Origin of the sequence: Nostoc sp. (assembly GCF_036917315.1) — a bacterium.
GTDB lineage: Bacteria > Cyanobacteriota > Cyanobacteriia > Cyanobacteriales > Nostocaceae > Nostoc.
The window spans coordinates 152,582-167,106 of sequence record NZ_JBALDR010000050.1 but is presented as its reverse complement, the minus strand read 5'-3'; the positions used below and the strand labels follow the sequence as shown (position 1 = coordinate 167,106).

Genomic DNA, 14,525 nt, shown 5'->3' with positions numbered 1-14,525 from the left:
AATGAGAGAATCTGTCGCCGTCACAATTACTGAATCTAGCCAAACTGGGGAAGCCAGACGGGTAGCGATGGCATTAGCAACTCAGCTCGGTTTTCAGGAAACGGAACGGGGCAAGGTTGGGATTGTGATGACAGAAATTGCAAACAATCTGGTGCTGCACGCTCACGGCGGAGTTGTGCTAATGCGATCGCTCAAGGAAGATTCCAGAATTGGCATTGAAATCTTATCGCTAGATAAAGGACGGGGAATGGTCGATGTGGATGAGTGTTTGCAAGATGGCTTTTCCACAGCCGGAACCTTGGGCAATGGTATGGGTGCAATTCGTCGCCTTTCTGGTTTATTGGAAATTTACTCCGTTCCCAACCAAGGTACAGCCCTTCTCGCTCACCTCTGGACAGACTCAGCAACCCATCAACCTGAAAAGTTTTTAGAAATTGGAGCGATCTGTTTGCCCATACGAGGAGAAGAGGTTTCAGGAGATACCTGGGCATCGGAAGTTGATTGTTGCTGTAGCTTGTTGTTAGTAGCTGATGGTTTAGGGCATGGGCCTGCGGCTGCTTCTGCTGCTTCTGCTGCCGTGAAAATGTTTCAAGAAAATCTTCATCGTTCTCCGGGTGCGATCGTCGAAGCTGCCCACGCCGCCTTGCGAAGTACGCGAGGCGCAGCACTCGCCATTGCCGAAATCGACTTTGAACAACAGTCTGTCCGCTTTGCCGGAATTGGCAACATCGCTGCCAGCATTTTCTCCTTTACTGAGCATCGCCATCTGTTATCTCACAATGGCACGGTGGGACATGAAATCCGCAAAATTCAAGAGTTTAGCTATCCCTGGTATGCCAACGGAATTTTAATTATGCATTCTGACGGATTAAGCGCTAAGTGGCAGATCGATCGCTATCCCGGCTTGATGCAAAAACATCCCAGCCTGATTGCAGGAGTTCTATACCGAGACTTTAACCGAGAGCGGGATGATGTGACGGTGTTAGTCGCGAAAGGAATGGGCAGTTAAGGGAGGGTGTCATCATTGGTGAACCAAATTTAATGAGTAATGAGTAATGAGTAATGAGTAATGAGTAATGAGTGGATTATTTTTCTTTCAATTTGTTGATTGAAGTTATTAATATTTTAATAATTCTTTCATTCTCTTCTATCAGATTTTGAAATTTTGATTTTGACACCAACTCCGACTTTATCATTATTTTTATCCAAAAAAGGGTTTCATTGGCTTCCTTTAATGCTATAAAATACTTATTGATAAAGTCTTTATTTGATTGTGCATATTTGGCTTCTGAACAGTTTGCACCTATTGATGTCCCGCTTCTTAAAAATTGTTTAGACAAGATTTTACCAGCGTCGTCAAAAGGTCTTTTATTTAGCTCAGAATAAGCTTTGATAACTCTTATTGCAAAATTTTCTGTTCTTTCTTGAATACTGATATTTGCGTTATAATTAATCACAAGTAAAAGAAATGTGGTAATCAATTTTACTTTATAATTAATAGGTATTTACTTATTACTCATTACTTATTACTTATTAATAATTACTTAAAGAACGCGAAAAATAACTAGAAGGTTTAAGAATTTTGAATTGGAGTGAAGCGACTTGACAATTGTTTTTACGATCGCCATCCAGTACGAACAGGATGTTGTGCAAGCTCGGCAACGAACTCGTGAGATCGCCGAGCAGTTGGGCTTTGATGCTCAAGATCGGGCGCGATTGGCAACGGCAGTTTCCGAAATTGCCCGTAATGCCTTTCAATATGCCCAAGGCGGAACGGTTGAATTTTCTGTGGCGGGAGAGCCGCAAGCGTTTCTGATTCGGATTCAGGATCGGGGTGGGGGAATTCCTGATTTAGCAGATGTTTTGGCCGGACGCTACACCTCTGATACGGGAGCGGGGCTAGGCATCGTGGGTACTCGTAGATTGATGGATTTCTTCGAGATTGAATCACTGCCGGAGCAAGGAACAACGGTAACAATCGGCAAAAGGTTGTCGAAGCGCACACCTGCTTTTACCGATTCGCAATTGCAGCAGATTCGAGAAACCGTAATTGGGCGATCGCCTGAAAATCCCTATCAAGAAATCCAGCAGCAAAACCAGGAATTACTCCGGGCTATGGCAGAGCTACGGAAGCGCGAGGAAGAATTGAGCCAACTCAATCAGGAGTTGGAAGATACCAATCGCGGTGTGGTTGCCCTCTATGCAGAATTGGATGAGAAAGCCAGCTCTCTGCAACAGGTAAACGAGTTAAAAACCCGCTTTCTCTCGAACATGAGCCACGAGTTTCGCACGCCGCTCAACTCGATTTTGTCCCTCTCTCGGATGCTGCTAGCCCGAATGGATGGCGATTTGACTATCGAGCAAGAAAAGCAGGTGACATTCATCCAAAAAGCGGCAAGCGGATTATCAGAACTGGTCAACGACTTACTGGATTTGGCAAAGGTGGAAGCTGGAAAAATTGAAGTGCATCCCAGTTCCTTTGAAGTTAGTGATTTGTTTGGCACGCTGCGGGGGATGCTGCGCCCATTATTGGTTCAAGGCTCCTCTGTAGCGCTGATTGTCGAGGAACCTGAAGGCATTCCGCCGCTCTATAGCGATGAGGGGAAAGTCGCTCAAATTCTGCGAAACTTTGTCTCAAATGCGCTCAAATTTACCGAGCAGGGAGAGGTGCGCGTCACCGCTGTGCAAACGGGTCATAACGTCACTTTCTCTGTATCTGATACAGGTATCGGCATTGCTCCCGGCGATCGAGAACGGATTTTTGAGGATTTTATGCAAATTGAGTCCCCTTTGCAAAAGCAGGTGAAGGGAACCGGTTTAGGATTGCCGTTATCGCGCAAGCTAGCGGAGCTACTCGGCGGCAGCATTTCGATGAAAAGTCAGATAGGTGAAGGTTCTACCTTTACAGCCTTGATTCCCATCGTCTACCCAAATGCCACCGAATTGACTACCGTACTGCAACCAATCGCATCAGTTGAGCCAACTCGCTTGCCGATTCTGGTGGTTGAGGATCATCCAGAAACCCTATTTATTTACGAAAAGCACCTTCAGGAATCAATCTATCAATTGATTGCTACCCGCACCTTAGCTCAGGCAAGGCTGGTCTTACAAAAACTTCGACCGGCGGCGATTATGCTAGATATTCTGCTGGAGGGGCAAAACGGCTGGACGTTCTTACGAGAAATTAAAGGAGATGAAACAACCCGCACTATCCCTGTACTCGTTATTACCATCGTTGATAACGAGAAGCAAGCACTGGCGTTAGGAGCAGACGGTTTTCTAATTAAGCCGGTAGACAGATTGCCGCTGTTGAACAAACTTAATAGGCTAATTACTGAGAACAAGCCTCAAAAAATCTTGTTAATTGACGATGACCCCGCCTATCGGTATCTGGTGAAACAGTTGTTAATAAATACACCTTTGAACATTTTAGAAGCCACGAATGGACAGGAAGGATTAAATTTGGCACAACGAGAGCAGCCAACTGCGATCGTACTGGATTTGGAGATGCCAGAGATCGGCGGGTTTGATGTACTCAAGCAGCTTAAAAACAATTCCGTCACTCAGTCGATTCCTGTGATTATTCACTCATCTGCCCAACTGGATGCAGAAGCGCAGAGCCTATTAGCAGCGCAAAGCATAGCCATTGTTTCCAAAGAAACAGGCTCTCAAACTACGGCCATCGCTCAACTTCAAGATGCGCTCGTCAAAGCCGGACTTGTTCTAGAGGTTTCAGGGAAAAGTCATGTCTGAGCCACGGGTTACGATCCTGCATGTTGACGATAACGAAGCCAATCGCTACGTTGTTAACCGGATTTTGCAAAATGCAGGCTTTAGTGTGGTGGAAGCGGCAACTGGAGCAACAGGCTTAAAAGCCGTTGCTAACTTTCAGCCTGACTTAGTAATTTTAGATGTCCAATTACCAGATATCAGCGGCTTTGAAGTCTGTCGCCAAATTAAGGCAAACCCGGAAACGACTTTTATCCCTGTGCTACACCTGTCTGCAAGTTTTGTTCAAAGCCAGGATAAAGCAGAAGGCTTGGATAGCGGTGCCGATGCTTATCTGGTGCAACCCGTTGAACCGATTGAACTGCTTGCCACTTTGCGATCGCTGCTGCGAATTCGCCGCGCGGAAGAAGCTGCTTTGTCCTCAGCGCGGGAGTGGCAAACCACCTTTGACTCGATGAACGACGGCGTTTCTCTGGTTGACCGAGAAGGTAGAATTATCCGCTGTAATCGAGCGATGATGCAGCTTTTTAACAAGCCCTCCCACGAAATCTTAGGTTATGCCCACCACGAGTTGATGGGTGCAAAATTGGGAATCGGCGATGGTACTTGTTTTCGCCGTGCGAAAGAAACTCACCAACGGCAAATTCTCGAATTTCAGTCCCAAGAACGCTGGTTTGCCAAAACCATCGATCCGGTACTTGATGGGGATGGGACTCTCACTGGTGCGGTTTTCATTCTCTCTGATATCACTGAACGTAAACGAGCAGAAGCATTGCTGCAAGAGCAAAACGATCGCCTCAATCAACTAATGATTTCTTTGCAGCAACAGACCGAACAAGCGCAGCAAGCCAACCGCATCAAAGATGAGTTTTTGGCAGTGCTGTCTCATGAATTGCGATCGCCCTTGAATCCGATTCTGGGTTGGGCAAGAATTCTGCAAAAAAATCATCAGGATGCAGCCAAAACTCAGTACGCCCTGGAAACGATCGAGCGCAACGCGAAACTGCAAGCACAACTAATCGAAGATTTGCTCGATGTGTCGCGTATTCTCCAAGGAAAGTTGAGTTTAAATACAGTTCCAGTCGGTCTAAATTTTACTATCAAAGCTGCCCTTGAAACCGTGCGGCTGGCTGCTGAAGCTAAATCTATTCAGATTCAAACAATATTTGAACCGAATGTTGGGCCAGTGTTGGGTGATTCTGGTCGTTTGCAACAAGTTGTTTGGAATCTACTTTCTAATGCGATTAAATTTACCTCACAGGGTGGTCGAGTAGAGGTGCGGTTAGAAACGATTGAGGATGAAGTAGACACTCATGCTGCGGAATACACTCAAATCACTGTCAGCGACACTGGTAGAGGGATCTCTGCTGACTTTTTACCCTACGTCTTTGACTACTTTCGTCAAGCCGATGGGACAACGACGCGAAAATTTGGCGGGTTGGGGTTAGGGTTAGCGATCGTGCGTCATTTGGTTGAATTGCACGGCGGAACTGTTCAAGCAGCCAGTCTTGGAGAAGGTCAAGGAGCAGTATTTAAAGTTAAACTTCCACCGATCGCTGCTTCAAAATTGAATCAAGTTAATACTGCCGATCGCGATCGCTCAGATTTAAATCTCAATGGATTGCAAACGCTGCTTGTAGATGATGACAAAGATTCGCGGGAGTTCATTGCCTTCGTGCTAGAACAGTACGGGGCACAAGTGACTGAGGCGGACTCAGCACATGATGCTCTGAGCAATTTGGGACGAGCAAAATTTGATTTGTTAATTAGTGATATTGGTATGCCCGATATGGATGGCTACACCCTAATTCGTCAAATTAGAAAGCAGTCACCCGATCGAGGTGGAGAAATTCCAGCGATCGCTCTGACTGCTTATGCGGGAGAAATCGATCGACAACAAGCACTAGCCGCCGGATTTCAACATCATATTTCTAAACCAATTGAGCTAGAAGTATTAATACAGGCTATTTTGACGATAGTAACGGTTTAGCAACCTGAATTTTGCCTTATCTATTGAAGCTAATCTCTGAAATCATCTTTAGCATTGTTTCTGCGATCGCGGCGTTTAATAAACCTATTTTAAGTAAACGCTCATTCGTAATAGGTTAAGTTACTTCTGCTATAATCCAACATCTAAAAGAGAATAAGCTAAAACACATTTAATTTGCATATTAAAATTTTATCAATGTCTTGTGGGGTGGGCATCTTGCCATTGGTGTCAAGTTAAGGCAGAAGCCCAAATATCAAAGGTATGTTCATCGAATTCGGGCAGTCGTTTATTGAATTCGGGCAGCCGTTCATTGAATTCGGGCAGCCGTTCATCGAATTCGGGCAGTCGTTTATTGAATTCGGGCAGCCGTTTATCGAATTCGGGCGGTCGTTTATTGAATTCGGGCAGCCGTTTATTGAATTCGGGGTGTCGTTTATTGAATTCGGGCAGCCGTTTATTATTTTTGTTCAATTTTAATTTGAGGAGGATAAAACCTAAACACAAAAAGACTTTTCATCCAGTCCCCAGCGATGCACTGAGCTTGCCGAAGTGTCCCTAGCTATACTTAGTTTACCCCAGTGATTTCATCTTAACTTGACACTAATGGCATCTTGCCCGCCCTGATTATGCAACTTTAATGCTGATTAGCTTACTACTTTAAATTATCCCGTGCAGCAGCACGAACAATACGATTGGGGTCTTGGGTTAGTTGTTGGCAAATGTCGCGGTCAGTATTTGGATTTTGAGCGATCGCATATCTTTCTGGCCAAAACCAAGATTTATAGTATCTTGCCAGAAATGAACTCGGTATATGAGGATTCATCAGAACCAAAAAGCGAGAAAATGATGGGCGATCGGGAAATTTTAGACACCGATCCAAGAAAGGAATCGCCGCTTCTGGTTCTTGAGTCAGTAAACTTTTAACAGCAGCTAAATTGAGTGGATTAAAGTGAAATCCCCCACGTCCTCCGGGTTGAGTGGCTAACTGAATTAGTAAATCTTTCGGCACACCAGGGTTTTGAGCAACTGCTAAAGTTAATCTTCGATCTGGATGATCTATAAATCTAGTTAGAATCTCGGCTGGAGTTTTCGGATGTTTAGCTACAGCTAATTTGACAATTAACTTATCGTCAGCTAGTTTTGCCAGAATTGAACCATCAACGTTAGGATGTCGAACAACTTTAGTTTTGACAGCAGTATGCTCACTATTTGCTAGTTCTCGTAAATCTAATAGAGATAAATTTGGATTTTCCAAGCTTGCTAATTGTTCTCTAAGCATCGAATCAAGTTTGGGATTAGCCAAAGCAGCTGCTCTAACTTCTGGATTGCGATCGTCAATTAACTTATCTAAAGAGTTTTGAGTAATATTGTGATGACTAGCTACCAAAACTCTCACTCCCTGGATTGGATGCTCCACTAGTTTTGCTAGTATTTCCGGTGAAGTTCTTGGTTTGTTCGCTAGAATTACGCCATAGTATTCTAAATTAGAAAGTCTAATAAATATTGGATTATTATCTTTATATCTGCCTCCAAAATCAATAAGCATATTTTGTAGGTAGTATCCTCTCCTCCTTCCTCCCCTTCTTCCTTGCATCATCTCAATTAAATGTACGTGAATATTTGCTTTTTCTATGGATATATATATTACTTTTTTCCCCCAATATCTATCTTCCAATTTCGCAAATAAAGTTTCTAGGTTGCTAACTACAGGGTTGGTTTTATTAGCAGCATAATTTATTAATTCAGTATTGTTTATTGGCAATATTTTGGGAAGTAAATCGAAAACTATTGTTTCTCGTTGTTTTAAGAATGTAATACATTCAGTGATTAATTGAGAAAGTCTGGGGTGGTTTTCAAGATTATCTAAAATCGGTCGAGGTGTGTTAGCAGAACAAAGAATCGTTAATAAGGTACTTGTATATTCGTGTACTAAATTTTGATTTAAATAAGGTAAAGTGCTTTCATCAATTGCTCCTGCATACCACAATCGCAGTTCAATTTCTTCTACATTATCTGTTGAAATAAACAGTTGCGCTCTATCAATTTTACTTTTCGCTAGACTTCGCCATCCAGTTTCCAATTCGCCAGCATAATTAATATGTAGCTTTGCTGCTTCAGCAATAAAAATAAGGCTATTTTTCGCTAGATTATCGAGTAATTCTTTAGGTGTTTTTGGATGATTAGCAATAATATTTATAATTTCTGGAAATGTTTCAAGCTGGGATGCCGCTTTTAGAAAATTTGTGGATATTTCTGGCAATTGAGCCAGTATAGACATCAGTCTACGGGGAATAAAAAGAATGAGATTTGGTTTCTTATTTAAAGCAACTTGATCCCAGAAATTAATGTCATCATTGGGACAATCAAGACGTAACTGAGCAACTTCTGCAACAATATCCTCCCCGGATATAGATAAACCCAATAGCTTTTTTATAGAAGTATTCTGATGAGTAGCTATAAGAATTAAAATCTCTCTCCATTGCCAAAAGTTTTCAAAAGAGAATGTACTCATATACCCTATATTCATCCGAAGATATTTAATGCCATATTGCTGCTCTAGGGAGAAGTGCCCAAAATGTTTATCATTGCGAATATCCTTAATATTAGTCTCACAAATGCCAGCAGCAAATTCTAGAAAAGATGTTGTTGCATTAGATGCACAAACAAGCTTAAAGAGTAATTTCTTCTCAAAACGGTGAGCAAAGTTGACATTTTGCAGAATTGACAAATCATAAGCCGGATTGCTAAAAAATTCTTCAGGAAACAGATATGCTAGTCCGATTAAGCATTTTGTTGGTGTATTGGGATTACTTGCGATCGCTCTTTGCATTTCCACATCTTTGTTAGTTCTGGCTTGGATCGCAAGTTCTCCTAATAAACTACTATCGACGCGAGGATTTGCAGCAACTAATCTCGTTAGTTCATCATTAATTGCAGCTAGCTCTCGTAATCTTTGTGGTGAAGTGTTATGATTTTTTGCTTCTTGCTTAAGCGAATCGAGTGACATTAACTTAACAACCCACTTTTACTATTTCAGCAATATCATTTTTAATTTACTCGGATATTTCAGCAAGTGCTAGGTTGATTTAGTAAAAGATTCAAAGCCTCTCTGCTAAAAGGAGAGAGGAATGGAAGTGAGGTCAAAATTGTACTTCACGCTTGTCGAGAACCGCTACTATAAAAACACTCAATTAACATTAGCCTCCGAAATAACCGTCACACAGGCATTCACTAAGGGTAACAGCGGCCCTAATTGCTCTTGTCCATTCACGGCTAAATCGCTGTGACACAAATAAACTCTCTCGGATACACGAGAGAGTAAATCTGTCAAAATCCTTTGCAGTCTTTGTTCTTCGGCCAATTTCTCATCTTCTGCTGTCCAAGGTTCGCCTAACCTGTCTCGCAGGAAAAACGGCGCACCGAACAAAGTCGCTGCACCACCTTTCGCCCATAGAGGAGAACCAGCATCCAGCCAAAAATGCCACTGATGCGATCGCCTACTAGATCGATATTGAAATATAGTTGCTAAGGTGACAGCCTTTCTCGCTCCACCAATGGGGCGCACAGGGTAAGCGTTAGCGGTAATCGTACCACGTCGCAGTAATTGAATAAATTCAATAATAGTTGTGTGAGGCGTTGTTTCAACTGGGGCAATTTGTCGTAATCTGGTGTCAATTTCCCAATAGTGTTGGGCGGTTTCTAATAATTCCCGCAGTGCTGCTAGTTGTTCGTAGGGAAGATTACTACCATTCCATAAAAAGCGCTGAATTGCTCTGTCTAACAGAGAAATAGGACTAGGAATTAACCGCAATTCTTGTTGCGATCGCTGCTGTTCTAACCACTCTAATATCTGATTATAGGCTGTAGTCGCTGCATAACCGATTCGATCCCAGCGCTCGAAGACTGACACTGGTAGCAAGTTGGGGCGATCGGGATGGGGTACAAAGCAGTAATCTGCAATCAAACCAGCACGTACCGGATCAATATTTGTAGAGACGCGATTCATCGCGTCTGTTGTAGATACCCGATTCATCGCGTCTGTAGAGTTTTCTGGTGGTTGTTGTTTCCTACTCAATACAACCAGCATTTCTGCCACGGCATCCCGATCTACGAGTCGTCCCAAGCCGGGATAAACTAGTGCCAGCATGGTGAGTAAGGCGCGAATGACGGGCGAACTAATTAGGGGACGTTGGTCATTCAGCGATTCTACTGGGATATTTTGTTTAACGAGGATTTCTACTAGAGTATAACGAGCGATCGCATCTAAACCTGGTGCAATAATCGCCACTTCTTCTGGTTGCACTTGCTTTGATTGAATGGCATCAGCAATTTCCTCTGCTGTTTGCCGCAATAATTGGGCGCGGGAGGTGGTTTGAATTGAATACACTGTTTTTGGTAAACTCAACAGTATCATCGGTTCTGTGACTAATTCCACCATCTGTTTAGTCAGTTGCTCGCTCAGGGACTCTGGAGGCGGCCCGTTCAAGATTTCTACCCGACAACGCTCTGCTAAACCTTCTAGATAGTTGGGATCTGCTCCCAATCCCAATCGCACTGCACCGTCAGGATTGTAACTAAATGCGCCAACTGCACCTCGATCTAATAGCAACTCAAACAAAAGACGCGCTACGCTAGGATAGTCATCGACATCATCTGCCAGTACTGCCTGATAGCGTTTAGTTAGGTGCTGTTGGTAGTTGCGATCGCTTAATAAGTGCTGACTATAAAGTTCGGTAATAATCCCATAAGTTAGTAAACCCCTCTCTAAACACCAATTACGCCAATCTAGCAGCAAAGATGCTAAAAATTCCGGCTCTAAAGTTGTGGTATTTTCCCCTAGACCCTTGGCTAAAATCTGGGCAATATCTTCGCAAGGTATACCACTGTAAGCTGCTAATTGTAATAAGTCCAAGATGCGACGCACCAAGCGAGATTCATTCACTCCCGCCAGACGTAAAATTTCTTCGTCTAATTGCGGACGCCAAAGTTTGGTTGCTAACTCTTGTTCGGTTTCTGGTCGCAATCTTACCGGAAACTGTGCTTTCAGGTTCAACGAGTTAATCAGCAACGGCCAAAATAAAATGACTTCATCCTGAAAAAAACCTAGTGGTGTCTTGGCACGAACCGGATATTTACCCAAAGTTGAGGTAACAATTATATCTCCTAATTCTCGACGATTATCATCATTGGCAGCTAAAACTAAAACTCCCGGCTCTGTTTGTTTAAGATATAAAAATTCGGGTACATGACCAGTTTTTTTACGTCCTGTTTTTTTCGTATAAAATGATTCAGTATATTGTTTTTCTGATGTTACCCAATTACAAAATTGCTCTACCAAGCGAGCTGTCTTACCACTACGGCTAGTGCCAACAATCCAAACCGAATGAGAAACCACAAACTTTCTCCTTGTAGATTTGTTAGTATACCTCGTGCGTTAACTTAAGGTTAATAGTCATCAAACAATGCTGAATGATTGTCTGCAATGAAAAACTCTGTTTTTAGTCAAAAAATCTATTCTTTCTTACTTGCTGCTTATCGATGGTACTTACAGACTCCTGAACGTTCTTTAGATGAAGCTTACAATGCAGCATTAAAAATTCAGGAAATAGAAGATAAGCATTTCAATGGTAATAAAATAGACATTGACTCGGCCATGTACAGTAACAGTGTGATGGATTATTTTGAGTCAGACCTCAACAAGCTATTAAAAATTGCCAGGATGCGGCTGACGGAGTTTAGAGGAAGCCGTTGGTTTCTAAATGAAGAGAATCAAAAAGCTGCCGAGAAAGCAGGTATAGAGTATCTAAGTCCTTCTTTAGTTTTAGAAAAGCTAAACTATATCGACCAAGTTATATCTAAATACACAACAAGTTCCGATCAAACAACTTCCAAAGCTTTAGTAGTACAACCTCCAAATCTCCCAGTTACCTCTGTCACATCTGACGAAAAATCGCTGCTCGTCAAAACTCCAACATTACCACCTAAAATACCAAATCAAGACTTAAATAATAAACCAAAGGCCAAGAGTAAAACCGATACAATGGGGGTTTTACCTCGCTCTATTTTAAGTACTATCAGTCGTCTGCAAGTTGAATTAGACCCTAATTCGGAACAAGAAGTAATTCAGAGTTTTCGTCAAACTCAAAAAAGAACAATAATCTCTCTCAGGTTTATTTTACTATTAATTATCATACCACTTCTAACACATCAAATAGCAAAAGCTTTCGTAGTCGGCCCAATTATTGAGAAGTTTAGAAGCACTCAGGAAATGCAGATATTTCTCAATTCCGAAATGGAAGAGGAAGCTCTTGTAGAATTACAAAGATTTGAAGAAAAACTCAAGTTTGAAAATCTCATTATCAAAGCCCCTCCACTGTTACCTGAGCAGATGGAGACTGAAATGAAAAACAAGGCGAAAGAGCTTGCTGAAGAATTTCGTCACGAAAGCTCTGGTGCTATCAAAAATGTTTTTGCTGATATGTTCTCGGTGGTTGCTTTTATCTGGCTTTTGCTAGTTAGTAAGTCTTCTATTGCTGTACTCAAAGATTTCTTTGATAATATTGTCTATGGACTTAGCGATAGTGCGAAGGCATTTATCATTATTTTGTTTACTGATATCTTTGTAGGATTCCACTCTCCTCATGGCTGGGAAGTACTGCTAGAAGGAGTATCGCGTCATTGGGGATTACCAGCAAATCGAGATTTTATCTTCTTATTTATTGCTACATTTCCGGTGATTCTAGATACTATCTTTAAGTATTGGATCTTCCGATATTTGAACCGGATATCGCCTTCTGCTGTTGCGACTTACCGTAATATGAATGAATAGATGATTGGGGATTAGAAATTTTTTTTGGTTTTTGATTTTTCAATTTGAGCGAGGTGGGAGAATCTTAAACATTTTGAATTTTAATGAAAAAGACACTTACTGGGTTAAGAAAGTTTAACAAAATTATTGCCATCAGTTTACCTGTAGTTTTGGCGATTTTACTGGTGCGGATGCAATCTTTCACACATCAGGAACTCATTTCGCCAGAATGTCAGGTGAAAAAGTGGGATCTACCAGTGTCCTTGACTGCTGAAAATCAAGATGCATTTTTGCAAAAACAAAAATTACCATTAATCCAGAGACTAGCAATTACTTGTTGTCAAAGTGATACCTCTTGTTTGGATGAAGTAATTTATGGCAAAATACCAGAGAAAAAGGCACTGATAAGTGCGATCGCTCGCAGTCTCCAATATCTGCAAACAGCTAATGCTGCGGCTGCTTATCAAAACTATCCGGTGGCTGGGATTACGCGCGATCGCGTCATCAAAAGTTTGCAAAGATTCCGCGAACTTCTATTAAAAACCAATTCTGCAACAGAATTACATCAAGCCATCGAGCGGGAATTTGTTCTTTACCAGTCAGTCGGTAAAGATAACCAAGGTTCCGTTTTATTCACCGCCTATTATGAGCCACTTTACGCAGCCAGTCGCGTCCCGACAACAGAATATCGCTATCCTGTTTATCGCTTACCCCCTGATTTCACCTCCTGGACTAAGCCTCATCCGACACGCGAGGAGTTAGAAGGAGCAGATGGTTTACAAAGTTCAACAGGGAAATTGCGAGGATTAGAGTTGTTTTGGTTTCGCGATCGCCTCGAACCATATCTAACTCAAATTCAAGGTTCAGCGAAACTCCAACTTCCCGATGGTACTCAAACCACAATCGGCTATGCGGGTAACACTGCTTATAACTACAAAAGTATTGGGCGAGAATTAATAGATGATGGCAAATTACCGCAAGAAGGTGTAACTATGCCAACTATCCTCGATTATTTCCAAAAACATCCCCAAGAATTAAATATTTATATTCCGCGCGATCGCAGCTTTGTTTTTTTTCAAGAAAATCACGGTGAGCCAGCTCAAGGTTCTATCAACGTACCATTAACAGCAGAGCGTTCTATTGCTACAGATAAATCTCTTATGCCTCCTGGTGCTTTAGCGTTAATTCGCGCTTCCATTCCCTTCGTTAATCCTACTGGAAAAATGCAGGAGCGCATTATCAGCCGCTATGTTCTTGACCAAGATACCGGAGGTGCAATTAAAGGTGCAGGTAGAGTGGATTATTTTTTAGGTACTGGGAAAATAGCAGGCGATCGCGCTGGTGTTACAGTCAGCAATGGACAATTATTTTATCTCTTACTCAAGTCAAAGAATTAAACACACTCGCATTTTAATACTAAAATTCCTGACTTTTTAGATAAGTCAGGAATCTTAGCCTTTCGGCGTAAATGAAACACCCCTTAGGGTGACGCTCGCAGGCTCGTTAACGCTGCGCTAACGGCAGTTCCTCATCGGGGGAACCCCCTCTGAGCGACTGCCTCACCATTCCAAATCAATGGAATGCTTACGCTGTATTCATTTTGAATTTTGAATTTTGAATTTTGAATTCCGCCTTGCGCTACTAGGCTTCCAAATCCATTTCACCATCATCATCGTCATGATCGTAAGGGATATCGTCAAGGTCTATCATTTCGGAAATTTCTTCTACTTCAGTTAGATACTCAGATTCTTGATGTTCGCGTTCGATTAGACGACCAGTTGACTTCAGCCATTCCAAGAGAATAAACTCATTACTTGTACGAATTACAGGCGCTCGCTGATTACGAGGTTCTTCACGCAGAGGACTTATAGGCATAAAAAAAACTCACTTTGAATTTACAGGTTAGCGTACAAAAACGTCAAAATTGTACATTAAGGTTAAAAGTCTTGTATGACAAGTCTTTTTTCAACAGACAAAATATGACCCATTGAAGTTTTG

At 42.1% G+C, this 14,525-nt stretch carries 10 protein-coding genes; 6 read left to right on the top strand and 4 right to left on the bottom strand.

Going from position 1 to position 14,525, the window contains the following annotated elements; genetic code table 11:
• Position 1: 1 nt before the first annotated feature.
• Positions 2-1,009, top strand: coding sequence for an ATP-binding SpoIIE family protein phosphatase (locus V7K84_RS24105; protein ID WP_334841749.1), 1,008 nt, complete (start codon positions 2-4; stop codon positions 1,007-1,009).
• Positions 1,010-1,085: 76 nt separating this feature from the next.
• Here V7K84_RS24105 and V7K84_RS24100 read toward each other — a convergent pair whose 3' ends face one another.
• Positions 1,086-1,457, bottom strand: coding sequence for a four helix bundle protein (locus V7K84_RS24100; protein WP_334841747.1), 372 nt, complete (start codon positions 1,455-1,457; stop codon positions 1,086-1,088).
• A 145-nt stretch (positions 1,458-1,602) separates the two neighbouring features.
• Between V7K84_RS24100 and V7K84_RS24095 the strand changes: the two genes are divergently transcribed.
• The 3 genes from V7K84_RS24095 (at position 1,603) to V7K84_RS24085 (ending at position 6,196) form a co-directional block, all read left to right on the top strand.
• Positions 1,603-3,753 (top strand): ATP-binding protein, encoded by a 2,151-nt coding sequence (locus V7K84_RS24095; RefSeq protein ID WP_334841745.1) that lies wholly within the window; start codon positions 1,603-1,605, stop codon positions 3,751-3,753.
• Positions 3,746-5,719, top strand: coding sequence for a hybrid sensor histidine kinase/response regulator (locus V7K84_RS24090; RefSeq protein WP_334841743.1), 1,974 nt, complete (start codon positions 3,746-3,748; stop codon positions 5,717-5,719). Before V7K84_RS24095 ends, V7K84_RS24090 begins: the two co-directional genes overlap by 8 nt.
• Positions 5,720-5,980: 261 nt before the next feature.
• Positions 5,981-6,196 carry a hypothetical protein gene (locus V7K84_RS24085; RefSeq protein WP_334841741.1) on the top strand — a complete coding sequence of 72 codons (216 nt, stop codon included), beginning with the start codon at positions 5,981-5,983 and terminating at the stop codon, positions 6,194-6,196.
• A gap of 175 nt (positions 6,197-6,371) precedes the next feature.
• On the opposite strand, the gene V7K84_RS24080 is transcribed toward V7K84_RS24085, so the two are convergent.
• Positions 6,372-8,726: a variant leucine-rich repeat-containing protein gene (locus V7K84_RS24080; protein WP_334841739.1), complete on the bottom strand. Its 2,355-nt coding sequence runs from the start codon at positions 8,724-8,726 to the stop codon at positions 6,372-6,374.
• Positions 8,727-8,906: 180 nt separating this feature from the next.
• Positions 8,907-11,114: a recombinase family protein gene (locus V7K84_RS24075; protein ID WP_334841737.1), complete on the bottom strand. Its 2,208-nt coding sequence runs from the start codon at positions 11,112-11,114 to the stop codon at positions 8,907-8,909.
• A gap of 78 nt (positions 11,115-11,192) precedes the next feature.
• Between V7K84_RS24075 and V7K84_RS24070 the strand changes: the two genes are divergently transcribed.
• Both V7K84_RS24070 and mltA read left to right on the top strand, forming a co-directional pair.
• Positions 11,193-12,548 carry a proton extrusion protein PcxA gene (locus tag V7K84_RS24070; protein ID WP_334841736.1) on the top strand — a complete coding sequence of 452 codons (1,356 nt, stop codon included), beginning with the start codon at positions 11,193-11,195 and terminating at the stop codon, positions 12,546-12,548.
• 83 nt (positions 12,549-12,631) lie between these two features.
• Complete coding sequence (mltA, locus tag V7K84_RS24065) at positions 12,632-13,924, top strand: murein transglycosylase A (RefSeq protein ID WP_334841734.1); 1,293 nt, start codon at positions 12,632-12,634, stop codon at positions 13,922-13,924.
• A 244-nt stretch (positions 13,925-14,168) separates the two neighbouring features.
• Here the strand turns inward: mltA and V7K84_RS24060 are convergent, their stop codons facing one another.
• Positions 14,169-14,402 (bottom strand): DUF3134 domain-containing protein, encoded by a 234-nt coding sequence (locus V7K84_RS24060; RefSeq protein ID WP_292745509.1) that lies wholly within the window; start codon positions 14,400-14,402, stop codon positions 14,169-14,171.
• Positions 14,403-14,525: the final 123 nt, after the last annotated feature.

Coding starts and splice junctions, on each gene's coding strand:
- V7K84_RS24090 (WP_334841743.1), top strand. CDS start 3,746: ATGTCTGAGCCACGGGTTACGATCCTGCATGTTGACGATAACGAAGCC.
- V7K84_RS24085 (WP_334841741.1), top strand. CDS start 5,981: ATGTTCATCGAATTCGGGCAGTCGTTTATTGAATTCGGGCAGCCGTTC.
- V7K84_RS24060 (WP_292745509.1), bottom strand. CDS start 14,402: ATGCCTATAAGTCCTCTGCGTGAAGAACCTCGTAATCAGCGAGCGCCT.
- mltA (WP_334841734.1), top strand. CDS start 12,632: ATGAAAAAGACACTTACTGGGTTAAGAAAGTTTAACAAAATTATTGCC.
- V7K84_RS24105 (WP_334841749.1), top strand. CDS start 2: ATGAGAGAATCTGTCGCCGTCACAATTACTGAATCTAGCCAAACTGGG.
- V7K84_RS24080 (WP_334841739.1), bottom strand. CDS start 8,726: ATGTCACTCGATTCGCTTAAGCAAGAAGCAAAAAATCATAACACTTCA.